We start from the raw sequence: 26,171 nt of genomic DNA, 5'->3' as shown, positions 1-26,171 counted from the left end.
TTGCGTGACATTCTGTTTTGTGATTTGTTTATGCAACAAAGATAAAAATAATTTTTTTCCTTGTGCAATTTTTTTTCGTTAAATAATTGTTTCCGGCAAAAAAACGTATTTATACTTTCTTTAACAGCACCTTCTGCTGCTGAAATTCTTCAGCCGAATCGATCATTTGCAGCAGCAGCGGCCATTTGGCTGCCGGCACGATCGCATTTTTATAGACTTTCCTCACCTGTATGATCAGTTTGCCATCCTTACTATCTGTGGTCACAATGAAACTACCCCATTCATTATCAACGTTCCGCACCAGCTTGTCAGCCCCTTCCACCACATATCCCGCCGGGATATTAAGTTCCATATTATACTCAAACATCCGGGCAAAAGGCATGTGCACATCCGCTTTCCGGTCACGCTGGGAAGTCTTGACACTCATTTGAGAACCAATCAGTTTACCCGCATCCAGGATATAATTATTACCCGCCTTCTTCATAAACCCGTTCATTTTAAAGCTGGTCGTATAAGTTACAGCAGGGTCCGTATCACGCAACCCCATTTTGAGGATCTTATAATTATCAAGTGACTCCGGCGCTTTATCAAACTGCTCCTTTATTTCAGAAACGAAGGCATCCTTCACCTCTTTCCGCGCTTTATCAAAAGCATTACGATATTCCTCTGCCAGCGGGCGGTTCTTTTTACTGTCCGCAAACTCCTCCATGAAAGATTGTTTGATCCCCAGCGCCTTGCGCTCCTCTTCATAATAATCTTCAAACAGGAGCAGGCTTTTTTGGATGTCCGTTTTAAAGTGACCGGTTACCACACTGTTCCGTTCTATTTCCAGTTGCTGGAGATCGCTTTTATTAAAACTGATCTTATAATGCTCCAATTGTTTATTCTGGGAAGCAGGGCTGAGGGGAATCTCTTCCTCCTTAAAAGCGCCCTTGTCACTTTCCCCATGTACAACAGGTGCTACCTGCCCTTCATACTGACTGGGAATATAGTGGGTATTGGAAAAGATCCCTTCCGCACTCATGAATATGGGCTTCTTACCGTTTGTTTTCAATACCAGGCTATAGTCTTCCGTATCAAAAACCTGGTCCTGGGAAGGACCGTAACGGGGTGTTACCATCACAAAGTCTGCAGAGATCTTGTTCTTCACCAGCAGGTAGTTCACATAAGTGAGGAAGTTCTGCTCATTTAAGCGGGAATAGTTACGGCGCTGATCCACAAAGATCTCATCTCCCGGTTTCACTCTGTACAATCCCATATAGCGCACCAGGTAATAGATATAGGCCGCCAGTTCTTCCTCTTTGGCATTTTCATGTTCTTTTCTGTATTCTTTGATCTGCCGGTTCATGTCACTCTCGAAAGGCAAAATAGCCCTGCCCATCATGTCCCTCGTGCGTTCCAGGTTGGTTTTACTTTCTCCCCGCACCTTCCGGGCATTAGGGTTTCTGTAAATAGTCCCTTCTTTCCGTCTGCCTTCCATTTCTTTACGGATGCCAATGCAAAGATGCAGCCGCACCATAGGGATCTGGCGGAAAGGGTTCATCCATAATTTAACCGGTTGCGGTGGAATGTTCCTTACCAGGAGGTCCAGCTCCAGCATCCTGCCATCCGTTTTCTCCTTAAAATCAGGTGCTCCGTTCATAGACAGGTATTCCAGGGCAAATACTTTTTTCCATGCTTCCACATGCACAGAATATTCCATCACCGGTTCCTCATCTCCCAATACAAACAATTCTTCCGTATAAGCATTTGTGTGGATCACATATCTTTCCGTACGGACAAAATATTCCACCAGGTCACCTACCTGTAAGTCAGGTATAGCCAGCTTCCGCTCCTTTTTACTATAGCGGTTTACTTCTGTTACCACTGCCTCATCAGAATAGATCTCCCGCATCGCCCCATCTGGTTTGAAGATCCGTACGCCGATGTAGTTCATCGTCGTGAATTTATCGAAGGGGTCCAGCACCGTACCCATTTTCTCCAGTTCATACTGATTGAAAGTGAACTCAGAATATTCTTCCAGCGCAGCTTTATCATTGATCTTTACCAGTACACGCACCGTACGATGGATCTCATGGTCATCGTCAAATGTCCGGAGGTCCACATGTTTTGCCAGCACCACCGCAGATTCATTTTTATATTCATCCGGTACTGTACGTTTTTTAAAAGCAGGCATTTGCCAGCCCCATACTTCATCCTTTATTTCAAGGATGCGTTTCTTATATCGCTTTTCACCTTTCACATCCCATCCGGCCGGACCTTTATCCTGTGCCATTAAACCTGTTGCCAGTAACAGCATACACAGGGTCATTATGCTTTTCATGTGGAATTATTTTTTGGTAAGGGTTATTTGTTCCAGGTAAGCCTGTTTCAATTGTTTGATATCATCATTCCATTTCCCGAATTCACTGCGGCGGATATGCGTATCCTTGATCGTGATCTCCTTCCGGTAAACGATCTGGTCTGCCTTCTGCAGATAACCTGCTTTAAAAGAGTATTTGTCATTGTCGATGGAAAGCGCTGCCGGCAAAAATTTTACTTTAAACCCGGCAGGAATGGCCAGTGTGGTTTCCTGCACCAGCTGCCGTTTATAGTTCAGCCAGAAATCGTTCTTACGTTTGCTGGTATCAATATCAGAATCATCGAACTCCTTCCTGAAATCCAGTTCCACGTACAGTTCATCACCAAAATTATTCACCGCATCTTTATGAAGTACATCATAGTTCATGGTAAGGTCCACGCTCCAGTCATGCAGGTCAGAGGTTTTGAGATTAGTGATATTATACAGCCTGTTTTCAGCCGTGAGGTATTCCTGCAATGCTTCCTTAAGGTTTTCTTTCTTGGTGCTGTGGGCAGCAGTAAGAATGCTTTCCGTACTTTCTCCAGTCATCTGATGACCAACCACACCAACCAGGTTATTACCTTCAATACGTAAAGTCCTTTTCTCGATCTGTTTGTTCTGATCATATGTGCGCTGCGGAATATTAGCCAGCGAAAACTGTTCGCCGTTCTCTATCAGTACCTGCCTGCCCTGTATGCGTTCTGCATATTGGTCAAAGCCGATATAAGTTTCCGTGGCATCCAGGAAATACTGTTTGCCTTCCAGCATCACCGCACAGATCATATGATTGTCTACAGACAAGGTAGGGGTAGAATAATCGTAAGCAATATGCCGTGTGCCTATCCAGCATAACCGGGCATCTATCCCTAAGGCTACCAGCATCTCTTTCGTAAGGTTAGCCATGCCTTTGCAATCTCCGTATTTCTTCTCTAAAACTTCCTGTGCCTTTGCAGGGCGAAATCCTGCCATGCCGTCTTCAAAAGCAATGTAGCGGATGTTTTCCTGCATCCAGGTATAAACCGCTTTGATCTTGCCGAGGTTATCTTTTGCATCTTTCGTAATAGCCAGCGCCTTCGTTTTCACCAGTTCCTTCTCATTCCCGATCTCTTTAACCAGGCTGCTATACCAGGCGTACAGGTCTTTCACACTGCCAAAGTAAGTGATCTTGCCATCTTTCCCGTCTGCATAATGACTGCAAACCAACAGATGCGGATACACATAACTGGGCCCCGGCGAATACGCTTCAGATGTACTGGCCGGCAAATTCTTCATCGTATAAGTATATACATCTGCGTTATTCTTTTCATCAAAACTCACCTTCTTGCTGATGCCCGTTTCGCCAAAGTTCAGCTCTTTAATTTCGAGATGCATCCAGCGGGGAACAACCAGTGTTACTTCCTTGTCCTCCAGGAAAAAGTTCTCATTAAAATAGATGCTGGTGAAATAACGGGGATCGAGGATCGTCTTTGCCAGTTCAACTTTGCTTTCTGTACCCTTCTTTTCCAGGGGCAGCATGAAACCGCAGACCCTGGCGTCAGAGAAAAAGTAACCGTCTATAGAATGATAGCGATGTTCCGGTTTGATGGATTTCACACGGTCTCCGTTCACATATACCTTTACCTCATCCACCGTGCTGTTCACATTATAGAACTCCATGTAGGGAATGCTGCCGCGAAATTCGTCGCAACGGTAAGAAGTAGAGAAGTTTTGCTTTACCAGTACGGGGTTCTTGCTGTCACCTTTTTCGAATGCATACCGTTCCTTCCGTTCCCGGATCACGATGTTTTTATCCTCCTGTGCATGCGTAACAAACTGCCCTGTGCAAATTAATGCGCTGATATACAGGCACTTAAGTGTGATTTGCATATTTAGTAGGTATAAGGGTTATAAAGATACAAAATATATCATATCTTATTAATTCATACCCAACAATTACAACAAATGCTCCTGTGATGCAAACTAATTGAAGTACAGTTTATTACTTTCGTGATAAATTGTTCCCAGCGCATGCCAATTAATAGAAGAGCAGTCCTAACTACTTTTATCCTTAGCCTCCTTTCCAGCCTTGCATTTGCGCAGGATGGCAGGATCTTTCTATCCAAAGATTCAGGAACAACCTGGAAGAGGATGGATGAAGGTTTACCGCAAAAGGCAGTGGTGAACGATCTTCTTTCCGTAAAAGGTATTGTACTGGCAGGCACGCAGGCACATGGTTTATTCATCAGCGAAGACCAGCTGAATACCTGGCATGCATCTAACCGCGGACTGCCTAAAGATATAAAGATCGATGCCCTTGAAGTGTTTGAGAACAGGATCCTGCTGGGCAGCCACAAACACGGCCTCTTTATCTCTAATGATAATGGAAAGAACTGGTTTCCTTCCAATACGGGTCTCACAGATTCTACCGTTCGTTGTTTCTATATTTATGAAACAAGAATCCTGGCAGGAACAAATAACGGCATCTATATTTCAACAGATAAAGGCAGGAGCTGGAGGAACATCTTTCCCAACCGGCAAATAAATGGCATCACATCTTTAAAAGACAAATTGTATGTAGCCGGCGGCGATGGTGTGATCCTTTCTTCCAATAAAGGAGAGACATGGAAATTCATTTATCGCAAAGCAACCGTACACAATATCTCCAGCAACGGAGCTTATGTTTTTGCTATGTCCTACGAGGCTAAAGTATTTAAAACAAATGATGATGGCATCAGCTGGCTGAAAGCAGATAGCGGTTTACCCAATCAATATACATTCCAGATAAAAAATATCGGCCAGCGGCTGATTGCCTGCCAGTGGGATGGTGTTTACAGATCAGACAACAATGGTAATAACTGGACGAAAAGCAGCCAGGGTTTACCTCCTTTCAAACCATTCAAAGAGTTATTGATCACTGATATGGGGGTCATAGCCAGCCGTCCTTAAACTAATTCACCGCTCAAAATTAGTTGTTCCCTTTAAAAATTCACTGCGCAAATCTACAGCGCAGCGAGGTAGTTCCTTTGTATCCGACGCCGTTGTTAACCACCCCAGTAATAACCCCAGGCGTTGCATTCATTAACTATTTTAAAAGAACAATTATGATTATTTCAACGAACAAGAGTTATTTCGTTAACCCCACTACAGCCAGCGCTGGCAATTTACGTACTTATGGAACCTCCATTACAGGTGCTAACGAAGTATTTATGGCATTCAAACCTTCTACATTTTGCAAGAAGAGCGGATTCTTAAGTATCAAAGGTTGTGGTTATCTCGTTAGCCAGCTGCCAAACACCGTTATTACCATAGACATTGATTTTGCAAGGCCAGGCATACGTACTATCAATATGCCAATCCTATATGCCCCCACAGGTCCTAACCAGGCGGACGGTGCATTTACTTTCCAGGTAGATATTCCCGTTGGCACATCCGTTCCTCCTGTAGTCAACCATGCTTTTGTGACTGGGATATGCCGCATGCAAGTGAATATGTATGAAGCAGGTCCTGTTTATATGAACGCGGACGCGGACGATATATGGACCGCCACATTCAGATATATTCATACGAATGGCCCGCTTCCCATTAGCGTAGGGGAGATCCAGATCCTCTCCGTCATTGCAGAATATAAAGAGAATTAAAACATCCCTATCCCATGTTAACCCCGGGAGTTTAAATTTACCGCCAGTTGATTGCACTGGCGGTAAATACTTCTTATATTTATGTTTATGGGAACATGGGGAACAGGTATTACAGACAATGATAATTCCGCAGATATCTATGATGAATTCTTTGAAGAATTCGACAAAGGAGTGCATCCTGCCAGGATATCAAAAAACGTCATTGCCAATAACCAGGATTCGATCGACAGTAACGACTTCTGGCTGGCGCTCGCTTTAGCGCAATGGGAAACAGGATCTCTGGATCCTGCAATTTTCACACGGGTAAAAGATATCGTCGAAAGCAAGCAGGACATCGAACTCTGGCGGGAGTGTGATGCAAGCGATGAGGATTTAGTAAAGCGGCAAAAAGACCTGGAAGAATTCATCGCGAAGATCAGCGTTGAAAATGCTAATCCCAAAGTCAATATAAAACCAAAGAAACCCTTCTGGAAGTTTTGGTAGTCACGCCTATTTAAACTCCTGACGCTCCTCTTCCATAATAGTCATAAAGAAATTGATCCCCCTTTGCAGATCCCGCAAAGGCAATCTTTCATTCACCCCATGAAAGCCCTTGCTATCAGTTAGCGGCAGGAAACCCACCACACCATCCGAGATCTTCCGGTAGTATCTGGAGTCAGTAGCCCCCACACTGAGGTAAGGAGTAATAAGCACATTCGGCACCGTTTTATGAATAGCACTTTCCACTCTTTTAAAAGCAGCGGATGTAATACTCGTAACCGTAGAAGGATCAGAACCCGCCTTGCTGACATTCTTAATAACCACCCGCTCATCATGTATAACATGTCGCATATAATCTTCCACCGTCTGCGCAGTTTCACCAGGAAGTATCCTGCTGTTAATAATAGCTTTTGCATTGGCAGGAATAATATTCTCCTTCAATCCACTTTCAAGAATAACCGGAACGATCGTAGTATGTATCATAGCGTAACCTTCCGGCCGGGCAGACATGATCTTTTTCGCCACACCCTCAAACAACCACATATTAGCACCCGCAGCTCTGAGCAGGAAATCATCAGAAGAAACACTCACCCTGCTTAAAAACTCCCTCACAGGCGGCGTTATTTTTGCCGGAGGGATATTACTTCTTAACCGGTGTAATCCAGCAGCCAATATATCAATCGCAGTTTCCTTATCCGGTATCGAAGAATGACTTCCCTCTTTATGTACTGACAATTCAAAAGAAGCATATCCCTTCTCCGCCACACCGATCACTGCCACAGGCCTGTTCACCTCTTTTATTTTTTCCACATTGATCTGCCCTCCCTCATCCAGCACCATCTCAGCCCTTACCTTTTTCTGTTCCAGGTATTGCACCACTGCCGCTGCACTGCGGCCTCTTAGTTCTTCATCATGCCCAAAACACAGATAGATAGTCCGCTGCGGTGTAAATCCTTTTCGCAACAAAGCTTCTGCTGCCTCAAGGATACAGATCACACCATACTTATCATCCAGCGAACCACGCCCCCAGATACAACTATCCATCACTGCCCCGCTGAAAGGAGGCGCCTTCCATTCTTCCAGGGAAGATGTTTCCACCGGCACCACATCATAATGCCCCATGATGATAAAAGGAGCCATGGCAGCCTGTTTCCCTTTCCACTCAAAAACAAAAGAGAATTCATTAATAAGGGTTTTGGAAAGATGCTGATGCACCAGCGGATAAGACTGTTCAATAAAAACACCAAAAGCCTTAAACGCAGCCGTATCAATAGCGCCATATTCACTAATGGAAATGGTAGGGATCTGCACAGCCCCGCTCATATGAGCAATAGCCGAATCCGGAAACGGCCGGTTTTCGATCTTCTCTGATACAACCGGAAAAGGTTTTTTTCGAAAAGTGTTGACAAGGATAACTGTGATCAGGAGCAGGAGACCAAGGCCCAGTACGGTTAGTATTTTTTTGATCATCTATAGGGTTTGTGCTTTAAATATAGCCCATATTTCAGAAAGTATCTACCTTTAGGCAACCCGGCCAGGCATTCCAGCGTAAGAGACCAGTTAACGGAACCAGCATAAGAATTTACAGCCCCATAAACCCCTCCCATTGACATGAAAAGATTATTGCTCATAGTTTTCATCCTCAGCGGATGCGTTGGCAAAAACAAAACCCCGACACGAGAAACCATCAATGCCATCGATCTGAAAAGAGGCAAAGTAGTGCTCTGCGGCCCATCGGAAAAGCAATTCGGCAAAGTCCTGTTTGAAACATCCTGTTCTCCGAAAGTGCAAAAAGACGTAGATCTTGCCATCGCATTACTTCATTCATTTGAATATGACGAAGCAGAAAAAGTATTCGCAAAGGTGATCGATGAAGAACCTCGTTGTGCCATGGCTTACTGGGGTGTAGCCATGTGTAACTACCATCCGCTTTGGGCACCACCCTTACCGGCAGAACTCGAAAAAGGTGCCAAAGCTATAGCCATTGCACAATCCATCAAATCAAAAACAGCAAGGGAAACCGCTTATATTGAAGCTATCGCAAAGTTCTATCATCACTGGGATAAAACAGATCATCCTACGCGCTTCCGCAACTTTGAAGAAGCCATGGAGAAAAACTACCTCAATTATCCCAACGATAAAGAAGCCGCCATATTTTATGCCTTAGCACTAACCGGCGCAGCAGATCCGGCAGACAGGTCTTTCATCAAACAAAAAAAGGCCAGTGCTATTCTCACCGCCTTGCAATCAAAAGCTCCGGACCATCCCGGCATCATTCATTATATCATCCACGCCAATGATTATCCCGCACTCGCAGCAATCGCTTTACCCGCTGCAAGAAAATACGCCACCATTGCTCCCGCTTCTGCACATGCACAGCATATGCCTTCTCATATCTTTACGCGGCTGGGGCTTTGGGATGAATGCATTTATTCAAATCGCGTTTCCACCGCTGCGGCAAAATGTTATGCAGAGAATACTGGCATCAAAGGGCATTGGGATGAAGAGTTACATGGAATGGATTACCTCGTTTACGCCTACCTCCAAAAAGGGGACAATAAACAGGCTCATGAACAATGTGAATACCTGAAAACGATCGATGAAGTATGGCCCGCCAACTTTAAAGTAGCATATGCCTTTGCAGCCATCCCCGCGCGGTATTTCCTTGAAAACAAAATGTGGGAAGAAGCCGCCGCTCTTCCAATACACCCCCTCAACTTCCCATGGGAAAAATTCCCCTGGCAAAAAGCCATTATTCATTTCACCAGGGTACTCGGCGCAGCCAACACAGGCCAGATAGATCTAGCCCGTGCAGAACTAAAAAACCTCACCGTGATCCATGACACGCTAGTAGAACAAAGAGATCCCTACAAAGCCAACCAGGTACAGATCCAGATAAAAACAGCAGAAGCCTGGATCTTCTTTAAAGAAGGAAAGAACAACGAAGCCCTGGAAGCTATGAACACCGCTGCCAATATGGAAGATTACACCCAAAAACACCCCGTCACACCAGGAGAGGTAATACCTGCAAGAGAACTCTTAGGTGATATGTTATTACAAATGAACAAACCAGCTATAGCATTGATAGCTTACGAAGCAACCCTAAAAGAACACCCCAACCGCTTTAATTCTCTATATGGCGCAGGCATAGCAGCCAAAAAGCTTGGAGACAAAGAGAAAGCAAACACCTACCACCAGCAACTAATAACTATCGCAACAAACACAGACCGCCCAGAACTGGAAATAGCAAAGTTGTCTTTAAAAAAGTAAGCGTCACTCTTAAAAGGAAAAACACACCAGCTCCTGCCGGAGCTGGTGGTAATTTTTTATTTTCAATTAACAATAACAAAGAAGCTCATTGAAAAGAAAAACTCCGGCTCCCGCCGGAGCGGGTAGCAATATTATCTTAATCACAAAACAACAAAGTCATCATTGAAAAAAAGACCAAGAAACAAGCCCCCTCTTAAAAAGAAAAGAACCTCTCCCCAAACAAAAATCTCCCAAACAAAAAAGAAAAACCCCACCGGCTCCCGCCGGAGCCGACAACAACATTACCTAAACCGCCCACTCCTTCTTCATCTTCCTAAAAAGCAACTTATTCGCCCCCTCATTACCAACAAAAACCTCCTTTTCCGGATCCCACTTCAACGGCACCTTCAAATCATAGGCAATATTCGCCAAATTCCCAACAGACGCACTCCTATGCCCGGATTCAATATCCGAAACCGGCTTACTCCTATCCCTGATCGCCTTCAGAAAATCCTTATAATGATTATCACTATGATACACTTTCGGAGCAACCACTTTATCCCGCAAAGATGCATCAGGAGTCGTTACCAACTTCCCCCGCTGGATCTCAATCACCCCGGAAGTCCCATTAAACTGAATAGCATGCTGCTTCCCAAAATCCTCATGTGTCATGATAACCCCATTCGCATATTTCATCGTAAGGTGCTGCACATCACTCCCCGGCGGAATAAACTCAACAGGCCCGCTATGATCCATATCCAACGCCCACTGCACAATATCAAACATATGCGCTCCCCAGTCAGTGATATCTCCGCCACCCAATCCTTTAAAATCCCTCCATCTACCCCACAACGGATCACCGATCACAGGATTCAACTCATGGTTATAATGCACAAATTCATTCGGTCCCAACCAAAGGTTCCAGTCAAGATCCGCCGGAACAGTTTCCGCAGGTAAATTATAAGGTACGGGAGGCCCACCAATACTCACTTTCACATTTTTGATCTCCCCGATGTACCCGTTACGGATCAACTCCACCGCCTGCCTGAATTCCGGCCGGGACCGCTGCATACTCCCCGTTTGAAAAACACGTTTATACTTTAAAGTAGCATCCACCATTTTACGCCCTTCCACGACAGTAAGAGAAAGCGGCTTCTCACAATAAATATCTTTCCCTGCAGCTGCAGCTTTCACAGCCATCGCAGCATGCCAATGATCAGGCGTAGCAATCACCACCGCATCAATATCCTTTTGCGCCAACAACTCTGTAAAGTTATGATAGGCCTTGCAGTCCATCCCCGCGCAAAAACTATCCACTTTGGATTTATATACATCACAAGCAGCAGCGATCCGCACTTCTTCAATAGGTTTGAAAGAATCCTTCAGGTTAAGTGCTCGTCTGCCTGCACCAATAAATCCCAGATTGATCTTATCACTCGGCGCTGTAAACCCCTTACCCCCCAACACATGCCTTGGCAGAATTAAAAAGGTAGACAAGGCTGCAGCATTGCCAATAAATTTCCTGCGACTAATCATGATTTAATTATTTGCTGACAATAAGATATACATTTCTCCAGTTCCGTCACAGTATCTGCACCATTATATTCATATTCTATGTTAGCCGGAATAGGCCAGTTGTTGTCCCTCACCAAACGTAAAACATCCGCAATAGGTGTATCCCCGGAGCCAAAAGGTAAATTAGCCCCCTGATCCCTCTTACGGTCTTTCAAATGCAAACACACAATATTCTGATGATGCTCCCGAATAAATGCCACCGCATCAAAGTTCGCCGCCGTAAAGTGACCAATATCCAGGTTGATCTTTATATACTCAGAAAGCCCTGCAGCCCCGCGTACAAAACTATCCGGCGTTGCAAATTCATTCGGTTTATCTACATGCGCGTGATTATGCATGCCCACTTTTATCTTATACTGACGTGCATATACATCTACCCGTTTCATCACACTCACCGTAGCAGAAGAGGTAAGTGTATCAGTCCCCAATGCCTGTGCAATTTTAAAAGCCAGCTCAAGGTCATGTTCGGATATGTTGTCCTTAAAAGTAGCGCTGTAAGCCTGGATCTTTATCCCTGCGCGAGAAAGCTTCTCTCTGATAGCGGAAATCGAGGACATCTGCAACTCATTACGCCAGGCAGTAAGCAACTCCTTATTACGAGACGTTTCAGCAGACGTGCTATTTCTTTTCCATTGTAACTCCAAAGGTTCAACATGCCCTTCCCAAAGTTCACAGCTAGTAATACCCAACTGCACCATGGCTTTGATGGCTTCCTCCAAAGAACGATCCCTCAGGCTATAAGTCTGCAGACCTATTACAACCGGCGCCTGCGTAGAAAGAGCAAAGCTTCTCCTAAAAGGCATCCCCAACCCCACAACACTCGTTAACATCAGTTTGCTCCATTCTCTTCTTGTTAGTCCCATAACTACTTTGAAAAGTATTTTGATTTGGAAGATTTTGCACCTTGCAGGTCTTTCAATGCTGTACCAGCTTCAATACCCAGGTCAGCTTCTATCACATCGGCACCATGATTGATCAGGTTTAAATAACCGGTTTTCAATTCATCTGCGTTGATCTTACCGGTAGTAAACTGCTTGTCGATATTTCGGGAACTGCCGAGGATACACATTGCACCACGCTTATGCACTTCTGAGAAAATTGTTTTATCAGCAGGCATATCATGACTTACAAACCCGATCACATTTGCCCAAGGCACGCCGCTGTTGTCAAGTGCCGTAATGTTCTCCGGTTTGCCCATCATAATTTCCATCACGACATCCTTGCTGTGGTCATAACATTTCTTGATGTCTTCTATAGAGTAAGCGATCACGATGGCATTACCCAATGCATTATTCTCCACGATCTTTTGCGCACGTACTTCAATGGGTACATCCTTAGCATCGATCACCAGGATCGTTTTGCCTTTAGCCCACTGCAATGCTTCATCTAGGGTTGGCATATGATAATCCGTAAGATTACCTTCTGTATCTTTAAGACGCAGTTTCTTCAGTTCTTCCAGTGTGAAGTCAGCAATTTTTCCATGCCCGTTAGAAGTACGATCCAGGGTAGGATCATGCATCAGCACGATCTTACCATCCTTGGTGTAATGCGGATCAATTTCCAGCATAGCCGGCGTTTGGGCCAAAGTATTTTCAAATGTTTCGATACAGTTTTCCGGAAAACCTTTCCTTGGCCCACCACGGTGAGCACAAATAAAAGGAAGACGATCCGGCGTATAACGCATGAAATCTTTCACCGCCGCAGCATTGTTTGTTTTAATGTTATGCAGCTTAACCGGGTTGGCGCTATAGATCCCTGTCAGCATCAATACCGATAATACAGGAATAAGAATTTTAGTTTGCATGATGTAATTTTTTTAGTGCTTATATGGAAAGTAGGGTGCATCCGCTTTGGTAGCTTTCAGTAGGATCTCTTTCACCCGCGAAACAACTTCCGGATGCGTTGTGGCAACATCCGTCGTCTCCGCCGCATCTTTAGCCAGGTCGTATAATTCAATCTTACCAACCTGATCCGTAGGCGTAGTTTTCACCACCGCTTTCCAGTTCCCCAAACGTACTGCTCTGCTATCCAGCCAGTTCCTCGGCTGTGTAGCATCCGGCTTATTCCAGTTGTAATTGTAGGTGTAATACTCCCAGTAGAGATAAGGATGCGTAGCCTGTTTCCCCTCAGCAAACAAACCAGGATAGAAAGAAACCCCATCAATGCCTCCAGGTATTTTAATCCCCGCAACCTGGCAAATAGTAGGAAGCATATCCCAACCTGCAGCAACATGCCCGGATACCTGACCTGCTTTAATTTTACCAGGCCAGTAAGCGATCAGCGGTTCACGGATACCACCTTCATAAAGGTTAGTCTTGTTCCCTCTGAAATCCCCATTACTGCGAAAGAATTTCGCAAAGCCAGGATTAGCGCCATTATCACTCGTGAATAAGATCAAGGTGTTTTTATCCAGCCCTTTATCTTTCAGCAGCTGCATGAGCCGCCCGATATCACTATCCAGCTGAGTGATCATGGCAGCATAGTTCTTAAACTGCGTAGGCCAGTCCTTTCCTGCATAAGCAGAATTATCAGGGATCACATGATCACCATGCGGAATAGTATAAGGGAGATACAGGAAGAAGGGTTCTTTAGAGGTCTGCAGGTACTCAACCGTTTTACCCACAAAAAGATGATGACTGTAAGCCCCCTTTTTGTTATCCGCATTTTGTTCCAGCATTATTTTCTTCCCGTTCTCATAGAGGAAAGGAGGATAATAATCATGCGCCTGTATCTGATCCAGGTACCCATAGGAATAATCGAAACCCTGGGTTTCAGGACCATGGCCTTCGCCACCCAATCCCCATTTTCCAATTAACGCCGTCCGGTAACCCGCACCTTTCAACAGTTCCGCGATCGTTACCTTTTCACCAGGCATCGCCGGATCTTCCTTTTCATCCGTCAGGAAATTACCCCGGATAGAAGTATGCCCCGTATGTTTGCCCGTTAATAATGCTTCCCTGGATGGCGCGCAAACAGTATTACCCGCATAATAGCTGGTAAAACGCAGCCCGCCTTTTGCCAGTGCATCAATATTCGGTGTCCGTATCATTTTTTGTCCGTAACAGCCGAGATCTCCATACCCCATGTCATCTGCCATGATGAGTATGATGTTTGGTTTGTTCTCCGCGGCCGGTTGCTTCACCGGGAGTTGTAAAAATCCCAGTGAAGCGGCCACAGCAAGAATAGTTTTATACATCAGCTATTCTAATATTTAGGGTTCTGCAATATCTTCGGATTCTGTGCTATCACCGTTTGCGGAATAGGCATCAGGTAGTTTTTAGAAGCATCGAAGGCGATCTTTCCACCACCTGCATTCACTTTTTCATATACCGGTTTGCCACCAACAACCGTGATCTTCATGGCACGTAAATTTTTGCCAAAGATCTGTTCCGCTGTTCTCCATCTCCAGAGATCAAAGAGTCTCTTTCCTTCAAATGCCATTTCTATCCTGCGTTCTCTTCTGATCCTGATCCGCATCTCTGCCTGCGTTAAATTGGCTGGCAGTTCTGGCAGGCCAGCTCTTACCCTTACTTTCTTCATGGCATCGTATACACTTTGGTCCGGACCCACTGCTTCGTTCTGCGCTTCTGCATAGTTCAGCAATACTTCCGCATACCGCCATATGATGGAGTTAGCGCCAGCGCTATTACCAGGAATAATAGAAGGGTCTACCATCTTCTTCAGGAAATAACCGGTACGTCCTTTACCACCTGCCCCTGATGCATCCAGTTCATTACTGTTATTAGGAACGCCTAAACGGGTATAGATGATACCATTCTTCCAGGTAGCGCCATCATAAATGATCGTAGCTTCAAAACGTTTATCCCTGTTCTTGTAAGGATTTTCAGGATCAAAAAGCGTAGATCCTTCTGCTTCCGTTTTACCATCCAGGAATTCATATTCATCCACGAGGTCCTGTGTAGGATTTACAGCACCCCATCCACCGCCATCGGAAACTTTTACCGGGTTCCAGTATTTTTCTTTGATCTCACCTTTTACGTTGGCAGCATATTGAATATCAAAGATCACTTCCTTGTTATTCTCGTTAGCCAGTAAGAACAATTGGCCATAATCACCAAACAGATCGTATCCTGCGCCAGACTGCATGATCTTCAGATTCGTCGCTGCAGCCTCCGGCCATTTGCCGGCATATAATTCCTGCTCACCTTTCAATGCCCATGCAGCACCTTTTGTAGCCCTGCCTGCATCTTTAGCGGCAACGGTTAAAGGAAGGTCCACCGCAGCTTCATCACACTCTTTCTGAATGAATGCCACACACTCTTCGTAAGTGTTCCTTGCATTGAAGATGGCTTCACCTTGTTCTTCGCGGTTGAGCGGAATGGTAATGATAGGTACGCCACCATAAATGTCCATCAGGGATTTATAGTAATAAGCCCTTAAGAACTTCGCTTGTGCCAGCATGCCTTTTTTAGTGGCATCATCAAAACTGGAAGCCGTTACATTCGCAATAAACACATTGCACTTCCGGATGTTGGTGTACATATTTTTCCAGTGTGGTGTGAAGATAGGTGTAGACGGTCCATAGGATCCCTGTGCAAAATTCACATAAGAAGGAATACCTGCAATAGGGCCGCTCAGACTGTTATCGGAAAAGTTATCCAGCGGATCATTGCTGACTTCTGAAGGCACGTTCGTAAACACCGTGGACTGTGGCCCCGGGTTCAGACTGTTATAAATATCGTTGAGGAATAAACCTGCATTCGTAGGTGTTTTCCATACAGAAGCATCTGTGAGCTGATCTGTTGGTTCAATGTCCAGAGATTCATCACAAGCCGTGAACAACAGTGAACAAGCCACTATATAAAGAAGATGTAAATTTTTCATCTTGTACAATTGATCAGTTTAGAAATTAACGCTTATCCCAAAAGAGAACACCTTTTGCTGGAAATAGTAACGGGCCCTTTTACTGGCGCTGCTCACACCAATTTCCGGATCGAGATATTTTTCAGCAGAGAAAGTGAGCAGGTTCTGGCCTGCAGTATATACCCTTACGGAAGTCATCCGCAACCTGTTGGTAAGGCGGGCAGGAATAGTATATCCCAGCTCTGCACTTTTCAATCTCAGGTAAGCACCATCCCTTTGCCAGAATGTAGAAACCTGCTGGCTGTTGGTATTAGGAGAAGGCATGATCACCGGATATTTGGCATCCCTGTTATCAGGCGTCCAGTAATCCAGTTGTTCTTTAAATATTTTGGCACCGTTGAAGTAAGGGAGAGAAGCTTCATTCGTAAGCTGGAAGCTGCTCATCGCTGCACCCTGCCACATCATGCTCAGATCAAATCCTTTCCAGGCAAGATCATACGTTACACCAAAGATCAATTGCGGGAAAGCAGGATCGCCAATAACAACCTGGTCGTTATCATCTATCTTTTTATCACCGTTGATATCTGCATAGCGGATATCACCTGGTACCAGTTTACCAAATTGTGGTGGTGCTGCATCGATCTCTTCCTGTGATTGGAACAGGCCGATCGCCTTCAAACCAAACTGCGTATCCAAAGGTCTGCCAGTACGTCTTCTGTTAGGATCATTTAAAGTAGAAGCATTCTCAAACGTTTGTACCAGTTTATTTTTGGCATAAGAGAAATTAACGCCTGCATTCAACGTCAATCCATTTTTGAAAGTATTGGAAGTGTTGATGGAGAAATCAAAACCCTTGTTGTCCATGATCCCTGCATTCACTTGTGAAATGCCGATACCATATTCTACCGGAACTACCGCACTTGGTGTTACCAGCATATCTGAACGTCTTTCTTTAAAGAAGTCTAATTCAAATCCCAGTTTACCACCGAACAGCAAAGCTTCCAGACCGATGTCTGATTTCTTCGCAGTTTCCCAGGTAATGTTAGGATTCGGTTCACTTCTTTCAAAAACACCCTGTACCTGTGAGAACTGAGTTCCACCAAAACCATAACTGCTATTCAAACCATAGCTGCTGAGGTATTGGAAAGGAGAACCTGCCAGGTTACCGGACACACCGTAAGAACCACGGAGTTTCAGGTTATCGATCCATTTGTAATTATCCTTGATGAATTTCTCTTCAGACAATCTCCATCCCAGAGAAACCGCCGGGAAGAAAGCAAATCTTTTACCAGGAGCAAAGAAGTAATGCCCATCATACCGGCCGGAAAACTCAACGAGATACTTTTGTTGAAAATCATATCCCAGTCTGTACACAAAACCCAGCTGTTTATTGGATCCGGAAGAACCAGCATTGTCCAGGTCATTTTTAGAAGAACTACCTAAAGAAAGTTCATCCAGTGCCACCTGGTAATTTAAACGGGAAGCATCAAAAGAGTTAGTGTTTCCCTGGCGAAGTTCTGCCACCACCAATGCATTCAGGCTATGTTTGCCAAAAGTACGTTTGTAAGTGATATACCCCTGTAAAGTAGTATTGATGTTTTCATCAAAACCCTGGTTCAAACTAGGCGCCACTACACCAGCTTTTGTAGGAATAAATTCATCCTGCGCATTTAAAGAATAAGTGGTGTAAGGGATCTGCCACTGTTTAGAGGTCGAGTAGCTCTTATCGTAAGCCGCTACTGCTTTGAATGAAAGGCCGGGTACTTCTGGAACAAATTGCTCAATGGATAACTGGGAGAAGAAGAGATTCTCCTTCTTCCTGTTATAACCGCTTTCATAGATGGAAGGCAGCAGGCCGTTACCTGGCAAACCATTAGAGAACTTAAGCGGCGTATTCAGTAAAGGGGAATTTTTAGTAACAGAAGTATAGATCCCTGTTCCACTTTGAGAACCTGGGTTTTTAGTTACTTCAAAAGTACCCTTAATGTCTAATGATATCACCGTAGACTTCGTAGCATTCACATCCAGGTTAGTGGCCAGGTTATACCTTGTATAATTGATGGCGTCTACAGAACCTTGCTGATAGAGACGGGCCAGTGAACTGTAAAAACGCATTTTCTCTGATCCGCCGGAAAAAGTAAGGTTCTGCGTATTCATCGGCGCTTCAAAATCTATCACTTCCTTCATCCAGTCAACATCAGGATAATGGTTAGGATCTGAATGGTCTTTGTATTTCTGTAATTGTGCATCCGTATAAGCTGCCGGAAGCCCAGCATTTTTATTCGCCACATTCAAAGTGGAGGCAAAACCATAAGCATCAAGGTAATGAGGGTATTGGGTAGGACTTTGTAACCCATACCAGGTACCAAAGCTCAGCTGGCTTTTACCTTGTTTACCTCTTTTAGAAGTGATCAGGATCACACCATTCGCACCCGCCAAACCATAAGGAGCAATAGCCGCAGCATCTTTCAATACAGTGATGGTTTCAATTTCATTCGGCGTTATCTGGGAAAAACTACGGGGAATACCATCTACAACCGTAAGCGGACCATTCCTGCTACCCGTTGTTCCAACACCTCTCACTCTGATAGTAGATGCATCTTCTCCTGGTTCACCGCTGGATTGGAAAGCAAGCACACCAGAAACCCGGCCGGCAATACTGTTATTCATATTGGCCACAGGGTTCCGGGCAATGTCATCACTTTTTACAGTAGATATAGCCGCTGTAGTAAAAGCCTTTTTCTGTGTACCATAACCCACCACGATGATCTCATTCAGTCCCTTCAATTCATCCTGCAAAACGATATCCAGCATAGCTCTTCCATTCACCGCCTGTTCCTGATTTTGAAAACCCACATAAGTAAAAACCAGTACTGCATTGTCCGGCACTTCCATCTCAAAACGTCCGTCTGCAGTGGTGGCAGTACCTTTATTAGAACCCTTTACCATGATCGTAACACCTGGCAAAGCAACCCCTTTACTATCCTTTACGGTTCCTTTTACCGTAGCAAAACGGGTATCCGGGGAAATAGTGATCGCAATCACACTATCCGATAATAACCGGTAGTTCAGGTTCATGGGCGCCAGCAAACCGGATAATACCTCCGTTAATTTCTGGCTGCCATTGGTACTGATAGATACCAGTTTATTGAGGGAAACCTCCCTTGAATTGTAGAAAAAGCGGCAGCCGGTTGCAGTCTCAATTTTATCCAGGGCCTTTGAAAGCTTGATGTCTTTTGCTTCCAGTGAGAGTTTAACGTCCTTTTGTGAGTATACTTTGGCGGACAACTGCATGCAAAATAGAAAAACAGCAATTAGCGTAAGTCGCATGGTCTTTTCAATTTGCTTAACATTAATCAGATGGCACAACCATCCGATAAGTAGATTTTTTTTCATACTTTTATTTTTTACAGTTTTTTGGAAGATGCCTTCGAAACGTATGCTTCCAATAAAATTCAGAATTAAGGAAGGAGGGATGTTAGCGCATCTCTCTTTCTTGTTTAATAGAAGTTGACATTATCCTGAATCACTTCTACTTATAAATAACAACCTGTTCATTATTTATTTTAAATTTAAACGGTGCAATAACCTGCAGGAGCTTCAGCGCTTGTGTGAGATTCTCGTTCTTGAATATGCCGGTGAGCTGATATTCTTTAATGGTCTTATCCTCGATAACAATTGAAACATTATATCTTCTTTCCATCATAGTGGCCAGGTGTTCAAAACGTTCATTCCGGAAAATGAGCTTATTCTCCACCCAGGCCGTTTCCACGATATCATTTGTTTTCGCAAAAGGCACAATGGTAGACACTTCAAAGACCTGTACCGGTTGCTCCTGCTCCTTTTGCGCTGCAGGTTGCTTATTCTGCAACACCAGTTTTTCCCTGGGAGACATTAACATTTTCTTTGCCGGGTCCTTCTTGAGCGATACTTCAAGAGAACCCTCTATTAATGTGGTTTCTGTTTTCGAACTTCCTTCATAGGCCTTTACATTAAAGGTGGTGCCCAGGTCTTTGATATCCGCTTCTGCGGTATGAACGATGAAGTTGTATTGGTCGTGATGGATCACTTTAAAATAAGCCTCTCCGCTTAGATATACCTCCCGGTTGGCCAGATTGAAATTAGAAGGATAACTCAGTTTACTACCCGCGTTCAGCCATACCGTTGTGCCATCCGCCAGCGTAATATGTTTCCTGGAGCCTTTTGCTGCAATGATCTCATTCATGGCCACCACATCCGGTTTATTGATCACAGCCGGTTTGAATAACAGCCATCCGGTCATTGCCAGCACAGCAATGCCTGCAAAAACAGCCGCAAAACGATAAAGGGATTTGTATTTTGAAGGAGGGGTAGATGGTGCCTGCCGGTCTGTATCTTCCAGCTTTGTTAATAATATCATGTTCAGCCTTTCCGGCTCTATCCTGTTATCCAGTAATGATTTGATCTCCTGCACGTACTCTTGTGTAACATCATCCATATGGTAAACTGCCTGTAGCAGTTCATAGGAATACCATAATTCAGGCTCCGAAGCCAGCAGCGTTCTAAGTTCTTCCTCCTCAGCTAATGTTATGGAATGGGATAATTCCTTACCCATCAAGAACCAGATCCTGTTGGTATCTTTCATTTGATTAAGGTTGCTTTTCTAATAAGACAAGCGAAAGCAACCATTCTACTAAGTGGAGATCAATATTTTTTTGAAAGCCCCTGCATATTGAAAGTACTCACTGCCAGAACGAGTCTTTTCAGGGCAATAGCCAGTTGTACATCAATGGTATTGGTAGAAAGCTGGAGTTGTTCCGCCACATCTTTATTACGCAATCCTTCAATGCGTACCATTTCATAGATCTGCCGGCATCTGGGGGGAAGGGATTGAATGGCATGCCGGATGCAATCACTGAGTTCTGTAGAGATAACAATGCTTTCAGGATCAATGGCAGTAAGGTCCTGGAAGGGGATGGCGGACAAAAAGGATTGTTCCTCCTTTAATTTTACCATGAGATTTAAGCAGGCATTCCTTACAGCGGTAAAGAGGAAAGCCCGGAGATTGCTGATGGTAGCAATGTTCTCTTTTTTCTGCCAGACCTTATAAAGGACATCATTCACGATCTCCTCCGCAGGCTCCTTCGCCTTCAGATAAGCTGTGGCAAACTGTAAAAGAGTAGGATGATATTGCTTGTACAAAAATTTGTATGCATCTCCATCCTTCTTCTCAGCAATCAAATCAATAAAGATTTGTGTAACAGATTCCATCATATTGACCCCGTGGTATGGTCCGCAATATCCGGAACCAATATCGCTTATTAATTAAAACGATATTTTCTTTGTGTTAAGAATCCGGTTTAGCTAAAATACGCTTTTTTTAGCCTCCCTGATATAGAAAAAAGCATTAACATATTAGTTAAAGGATTGCCTGAACATCACAGGAGATACTTTGGTTTTTTGCCTGAACAACTTATTAAAAGATTGCGGATGTTCAAAGCCCAGTTGATAAGCGATCTCTGCGATAGTAAGGTTCGTAGTGCTTAGCATATCCTTTGCCTTTTCAATGAGTTTATTATGAATATGCTGCTGCGTGGTTTGCCCTGTAAGTGAACGTAACATATCACTCAGGTAACGGGGAGAAACCTTCAGGTGATCTGCTACCTGTTGCACCGTAGGTAATGTATCCCCATTGAAAAGGTCCGAAAGAAAATTTTCCATCTGCACCAGCAGATCATGATGTACAACCTTTCTGGTAATGAACTGCCGGTTATAATACCGGTTGCTGTAATTCAACAGCAGTTCAATATGGGAAACCATTACATCCTGGCTGAAATGATCAATATTCGTATCTAGCTCTATAGCGATGGCATCAAAGAGAGAGAAGATCACCTTCTTCTCTTTATCAGATAAGTACAAAGCTTCCGCCACCGCATAAGAAAAGAAACCGTATTTACTGATGCTGGCGCCGAGCGGATAATTCCGGATAAAGTCCGGATGAAAAAGCAGGGTGTAACCGCTGTAATCTGTTTCTTCAGCTGCAGCAGAAATGATTTGATGAGGAGATGTAAAAGATAATCCGCCTTCCTCAAAATCATAATGCCCCTGCCCGTATTTGATCTGCCCGTTAAAATGTTTTTTGAAGGATATTTTATAGAAGTTGAGGATGTAACCTTTCCCTATATCTTCCGTATTAACGGTGATGTCCTTATAATCTACCAATGCCACCAGCGGATGCAGGGGCCTGGGTAATCCCAGGTCCCGCAATAGTTCAGAAATAGTGTTGTAGCGTTTTGGTGTCATGCCATCATTTCTTTTATCTGGCGGTAATGTGCTTCCGCCCCTATGGAAATCCTGTTCTCATATAAAGATACGGCATCTGGCCCGGCAAGATATCTTAATTGGTCCTTACCATCTGTAACAGCAGCATAGATCACATCTGCAATGCTTTCAGGCGTTGAAAACAAACTTTGCTTTTCTTCGCTATACCCTTCACTCACTTTATTCACCAATTCCTGGTAAGCTGCATGAAAAGCACCATCCATAGAACGCCCTGCAAAATCCGTTTGAATACCACCCGGCGCAATCGTTTTTACCTGGATGTCAAATGCGGCCAGATCGTAAGCCATACTTTCACAAAACCCTTCCAGCGCCCACTTTGTTGCGGAATAAAGTGAACAGGTAGGATAACCGATCAACCCGAACATAGAAGTGATGGTTATAAATGATCCCGCTTTCCTTTCCCGGAAATAAGGCGTAAAAGCTTTCATCACACGAATTACCCCCAGTAGATTAGTATCTATCTGCCTGGTGATCTGCTCATCGCTGAGGGCTTCCAGCGGGCCAAGCAATCCGTAACCGGCATTATTAAGCACAACATCTACAGGACGCAGCGTTATGGCCTCACGCACTGCGTGTTCTATTTGTGCGGGATCAGTTACATCCAGTTTCAGCAAAGTGATGTTTTCAAGTTTGTTGAGTTCCGTTTCTTTCTCAGGGTTTCGCATGGTGGCAATAACATGCCAGCCTTTTGAGACGAATAATTTTGCAGTGGTTTTACCTAATCCCGAAGAAGCGCCGGTAATGAAGATCGTTTTCATGTTACATTGAATTTTGTAACACAAAGGTGCTGCAGTAAACCTGGCCGGATGTAGCCAGATTGGTATTTGTTGTAGCCAAAAATACGGTGAGATGTTTTATATTTAACCCATGCCCAAACGTAAAAAATTAAACGGCCTTCCCCACAATCTGACAAGGAGTTTGTTCGGAACAGAACGTTATTATGTATGTGGATATATGGGAGACTGGCTGTTCAATATGGCCAGGCAGTTGAATATATCAGAAGTGACGATAGACATTCTCTCTGCAAACATCGATCCTGCTCAACTTAATATTCCGCCTTTGATCATGCACATCAAAGACCTTCAACCAATTATTCAAAAGGAATTAAACGCCCATGGTTTTCCGGCTGATTTCATAGTAGAAGCTAAGATCAGGATACAGTTCTTAGATCCTACAATTTACAGGAAAACATTTCATTGCTTTCCCACGCTGACAGACAAGGACGGAAGGAAATATGCACCTGGCCGGATAGTGGAAAGCGCATATGAGGAGATGTTTGACCCATTCGATAAGATCTCTTTCTGGGACAAGTTCAAATCAACATTCAACTAATAGTGGAAACATCAGAAGCAATATCCCATTCTTACCCCCATAGGTATATGCGGATACGTCCCGGCTTTATCAAATTCAGGGATGACCTTTATCACTTTATCCATCGGCTCTTTGGCGTCAATGGGTTTGCCAAAATAATCCTTGGATTTTAAACCCAGCCCGGCATACATTTCCACCATGAAACGGTTTGCTTTTCCAAAACGAGCCTGAAACCCAATATTGGCAGACCCTCCAAATACCTCTTTCTTTGATTCATAATATACGCTCTCATAAACGGAACGGGAAGGGTTTGTGCTGCTGGGTACCTCTTTAAAAGTGCTGTCCGGAAAAGTTGTCTGTTTATACATCCCCTGCAGGCTAAAAAATCCCCTGAAGGTCCTGTGTTTGCCAGAGAAATAATACCTTAATTCAGGTTGAATACGAAAGCCCTTACTCTCAGCAGCATCACGAGGTACAGTAGTATATAAAATGGCGGTACCTTCCACCATCACAGCCCAATGCAGGGAGGCGCGGTATTCTAAACCTAAACTGGGGCCACCGTCCGGCTCATGTAAGGAAAAAAGATTGCTGCTGATGACCAGGCCAGGTTTGGGTGGTATTACAACAGGCGGCGGCCGTTTCTGAGGACGTTTGGGCCAGTGGGATCTTTTATTCTGCGCAGCGGCCGAAGAAGCAGCAAGGTAAAATAGGCAAAGGAAGCAAAGGGTACGAAACATAATATCAAAACGATCATAAATGGCAATAAGTTACAGCAGGAAAACAGTAAATTTGAAATGAAAACCTACTATCCTGACTATGAAATGGCCATTATTTATCCTCCTTTGCCTGCTTTCCGGCACCGCTTATTCCCAACAAAACGTTGAAAAAGAGACACCTATATACAAGGACCCGGCAAGTCTCCCTTACAAAAATGTAAGCCCTTCCATGCGTAATGGCAAGATGGGCCTGGCCAATACCAGAACCCTGGAAACCCTGATCCCCTTTGAATACGATAACATCGAAAAGATCGGCGATGCCTTCCCTTACTTTATTGCCCAGCAAAATGGGAACTATGGTGTGTTGGATGGGCAGGGGAAAACAGTAATAGCGTTTGATTACCAGCAGTTGCTGTTCCATAATATCTCCTCTAATGATCCTTACGAAGACGTGCTTTCAGATAAGGATTTCATCTTCCAGGTAAAGAAAAATGGGTTGTCCGGTTTTATCGATATACATCACAAAACCATACTGCCATTAGTATACGAACATATATACTTTGATAAAAGCAGTTCCTTCCCGGCTTCAAAAGCAGGAAAATGGGGAATGATCAATTTGAAGGGAGAGATAAAGATCCCCTTTCAATATGAGGAAATGGGATCAATTGGTAATGTGTACAAGGTAGCCTCCAAAGGGCTAAAAGGATTTATATCAAAAGAAGGAAAAGTCCTCTTACCTATTCAGTATACTTCCATTGAGCGTTTCATGAACAACGCTTTAAAAAACACCCCATATTACATCATTACAAACAATTCAAAAAAAGGCGTTTGGGATTCAAAAACACAAACATACACAGCCGCTCTCTATGATAAAATAACAGATGCCTGCGAAGGGAATTTCATTGTAGTAAATAACAATAAATATGGCATTATCAATACTAAAAACGAATTGATAATCCCCATCCAATACGATCATCTGAAATTCTTTTCACTGAAAGACCCCAAACAACCATTGCTCGCAATGGCAAAAGGGAAATATGGATTGATAGACCTGTCAAAAAAGCAAGTGGTTGCTTTTCAGTATGACGATATCCAAAGTATCTCAGGAGGATTTTATAAAGCCTGCACCAATGGCAAGTGTAAAGTAATAGATGCACAAGGCCGCATCATTACAAAGGAAGTCTATGATAATATCGGTATTTACATAGACGGAGAAGCCAGTGTTTTTAAAGGAGATCAAATGAGCATCATCAATGCGTATGGAGACCAAGGCAAATTCAGCTCATCAGACGCACGCGGTTACACCGACTTAAAAACGCTACTCGAAGCATTCGCCACAGCCATGAACTCAAAAAACGATTCTATCATCCGTGCATTCTGTAATAACGTAACACCAGACAAACACACCGTATCCTTTTTAGAGCGCAGCGGCTTCAAAGACCCATCGCTTCTCTATGATCTCAGAAAGAAAGCATATGCCCTGGAAGATGTTCCCACCATGTGGTTTGATAGACTGAAGCGTTTCACCGGAAAGCTAGAGAATTTGCAATACGTAGATAACGGCATCACCTATTTACAAAGTGAACAATTCTGCGTAGAAAGCGTGGTTGGCTCTACAACATTTAAAGCAGGAGATAAGGAAGTGAAGATCAAACTTGGTGGATTGATGAGGGTAGATGGGTTCTGGAAAGCGTTTAACCTTCCTTCTATGGCGGATTAATCAAATAATATAGGGCA

General features: G+C 44.0%; 20 protein-coding genes. 6 read left to right on the top strand and 14 right to left on the bottom strand.

Annotated features, from left to right (window positions below; translation table 11 throughout):
* Positions 1 to 109: 109 nt before the first annotated feature.
* Both GFS24_RS17430 and GFS24_RS17425 read right to left on the bottom strand, forming a co-directional pair.
* On the bottom strand, positions 110 to 2,323 hold the full coding sequence (locus tag GFS24_RS17430; RefSeq protein WP_153661479.1) for a DUF3857 domain-containing protein: 2,214 nt from the start codon (positions 2,321 to 2,323) through the stop codon (positions 110 to 112).
* Between the two features lie 6 nt (positions 2,324 to 2,329).
* Positions 2,330 to 4,207 (bottom strand): transglutaminase family protein, encoded by a 1,878-nt coding sequence (locus GFS24_RS17425; protein ID WP_153661476.1) that lies wholly within the window; start codon positions 4,205 to 4,207, stop codon positions 2,330 to 2,332.
* 141 nt (positions 4,208 to 4,348) lie between these two features.
* Between GFS24_RS17425 and GFS24_RS17420 the strand changes: the two genes are divergently transcribed.
* From GFS24_RS17420 to GFS24_RS17410, 3 genes are all read left to right on the top strand, one after another.
* Positions 4,349 to 5,266 carry a hypothetical protein gene (locus GFS24_RS17420; protein ID WP_153661475.1) on the top strand — a complete coding sequence of 306 codons (918 nt, stop codon included), beginning with the start codon at positions 4,349 to 4,351 and terminating at the stop codon, positions 5,264 to 5,266.
* Positions 5,267 to 5,421: 155 nt separating this feature from the next.
* A complete protein-coding gene (locus tag GFS24_RS17415; RefSeq protein ID WP_153661474.1) occupies positions 5,422 to 5,958 on the top strand; it encodes a hypothetical protein in 537 nt (178 codons plus the stop codon).
* An 87-nt stretch (positions 5,959 to 6,045) separates the two neighbouring features.
* Positions 6,046 to 6,441, top strand: a complete 396-nt coding sequence (locus GFS24_RS17410; RefSeq protein ID WP_153661472.1) for a hypothetical protein — start codon at positions 6,046 to 6,048, stop codon at positions 6,439 to 6,441.
* A gap of 6 nt (positions 6,442 to 6,447) precedes the next feature.
* Here the strand turns inward: GFS24_RS17410 and GFS24_RS17405 are convergent, their stop codons facing one another.
* Positions 6,448 to 7,908 (bottom strand): M20/M25/M40 family metallo-hydrolase, encoded by a 1,461-nt coding sequence (locus GFS24_RS17405; protein WP_153661470.1) that lies wholly within the window; start codon positions 7,906 to 7,908, stop codon positions 6,448 to 6,450.
* Between the two features lie 141 nt (positions 7,909 to 8,049).
* Between GFS24_RS17405 and GFS24_RS17400 the strand changes: the two genes are divergently transcribed.
* Positions 8,050 to 9,708, top strand: coding sequence for a tetratricopeptide repeat protein (locus GFS24_RS17400; RefSeq protein WP_153661468.1), 1,659 nt, complete (start codon positions 8,050 to 8,052; stop codon positions 9,706 to 9,708).
* 285 nt (positions 9,709 to 9,993) lie between these two features.
* On the opposite strand, the gene GFS24_RS17395 is transcribed toward GFS24_RS17400, so the two are convergent.
* From GFS24_RS17395 to GFS24_RS17350, 10 genes are all read right to left on the bottom strand, one after another.
* A complete protein-coding gene (locus GFS24_RS17395; protein WP_153661465.1) occupies positions 9,994 to 11,223 on the bottom strand; it encodes a Gfo/Idh/MocA family protein in 1,230 nt (409 codons plus the stop codon).
* The gene (locus tag GFS24_RS17390) at positions 11,220 to 12,125 is read right to left on the bottom strand and encodes a sugar phosphate isomerase/epimerase (RefSeq protein WP_153661463.1); all 906 of its coding nucleotides are present in this window, start codon (positions 12,123 to 12,125) and stop codon (positions 11,220 to 11,222) included. The genes GFS24_RS17395 and GFS24_RS17390 overlap by 4 nt, the downstream gene beginning before the upstream one ends.
* A gap of 2 nt (positions 12,126 to 12,127) precedes the next feature.
* Positions 12,128 to 13,066 (bottom strand): glycerophosphodiester phosphodiesterase family protein, encoded by a 939-nt coding sequence (locus GFS24_RS17385; protein WP_153661461.1) that lies wholly within the window; start codon positions 13,064 to 13,066, stop codon positions 12,128 to 12,130.
* Positions 13,067 to 13,078: 12 nt separating this feature from the next.
* Positions 13,079 to 14,458, bottom strand: coding sequence for an arylsulfatase (locus GFS24_RS17380; RefSeq protein ID WP_153661459.1), 1,380 nt, complete (start codon positions 14,456 to 14,458; stop codon positions 13,079 to 13,081).
* Positions 14,459 to 14,466: 8 nt separating this feature from the next.
* Complete coding sequence (locus tag GFS24_RS17375) at positions 14,467 to 16,107, bottom strand: RagB/SusD family nutrient uptake outer membrane protein (RefSeq protein WP_153661457.1); 1,641 nt, start codon at positions 16,105 to 16,107, stop codon at positions 14,467 to 14,469.
* Positions 16,108 to 16,125: 18 nt separating this feature from the next.
* Positions 16,126 to 19,416, bottom strand: a complete 3,291-nt coding sequence (locus GFS24_RS17370) for a TonB-dependent receptor (RefSeq protein WP_173003110.1) — start codon at positions 19,414 to 19,416, stop codon at positions 16,126 to 16,128.
* Between the two features lie 202 nt (positions 19,417 to 19,618).
* A complete protein-coding gene (locus tag GFS24_RS17365; protein WP_153661453.1) occupies positions 19,619 to 20,710 on the bottom strand; it encodes a FecR family protein in 1,092 nt (363 codons plus the stop codon).
* A gap of 59 nt (positions 20,711 to 20,769) precedes the next feature.
* The gene (locus GFS24_RS17360) at positions 20,770 to 21,339 is read right to left on the bottom strand and encodes an RNA polymerase sigma-70 factor (RefSeq protein WP_153661451.1); all 570 of its coding nucleotides are present in this window, start codon (positions 21,337 to 21,339) and stop codon (positions 20,770 to 20,772) included.
* Positions 21,340 to 21,480: 141 nt separating this feature from the next.
* Complete coding sequence (locus GFS24_RS17355) at positions 21,481 to 22,368, bottom strand: AraC family transcriptional regulator (protein ID WP_153661449.1); 888 nt, start codon at positions 22,366 to 22,368, stop codon at positions 21,481 to 21,483.
* On the bottom strand, positions 22,365 to 23,165 hold the full coding sequence (locus tag GFS24_RS17350) for an SDR family oxidoreductase (protein ID WP_153661447.1): 801 nt from the start codon (positions 23,163 to 23,165) through the stop codon (positions 22,365 to 22,367). Before GFS24_RS17350 ends, GFS24_RS17355 begins: the two co-directional genes overlap by 4 nt.
* 109 nt (positions 23,166 to 23,274) lie before the next feature.
* On the opposite strand from GFS24_RS17350, the gene GFS24_RS17345 reads away from it, so the two are divergent.
* Entirely contained in the window at positions 23,275 to 23,739 is a 465-nt protein-coding gene (locus GFS24_RS17345; protein WP_153661445.1) for a hypothetical protein, read from the top strand.
* A gap of 11 nt (positions 23,740 to 23,750) precedes the next feature.
* Here GFS24_RS17345 and GFS24_RS17340 read toward each other — a convergent pair whose 3' ends face one another.
* Positions 23,751 to 24,455, bottom strand: coding sequence for a DUF3575 domain-containing protein (locus GFS24_RS17340; RefSeq protein WP_153661443.1), 705 nt, complete (start codon positions 24,453 to 24,455; stop codon positions 23,751 to 23,753).
* A 79-nt stretch (positions 24,456 to 24,534) separates the two neighbouring features.
* Here GFS24_RS17340 and GFS24_RS17335 point away from each other — a divergent pair, with 79 nt between their 5' ends.
* On the top strand, positions 24,535 to 26,154 hold the full coding sequence (locus tag GFS24_RS17335; protein ID WP_153661441.1) for a WG repeat-containing protein: 1,620 nt from the start codon (positions 24,535 to 24,537) through the stop codon (positions 26,152 to 26,154).
* Positions 26,155 to 26,171 lie beyond the last annotated feature (17 nt).

The sequence above is a fragment of the Chitinophaga sp. SYP-B3965 genome, assembly GCF_009647655.1.
In the GTDB taxonomy this organism is placed as follows: Bacteria; Bacteroidota; Bacteroidia; order Chitinophagales; family Chitinophagaceae; genus Chitinophaga.
Note: the sequence above shows the minus strand (reverse complement) of the source record. Positions and strands in the feature narration are given on the sequence as shown.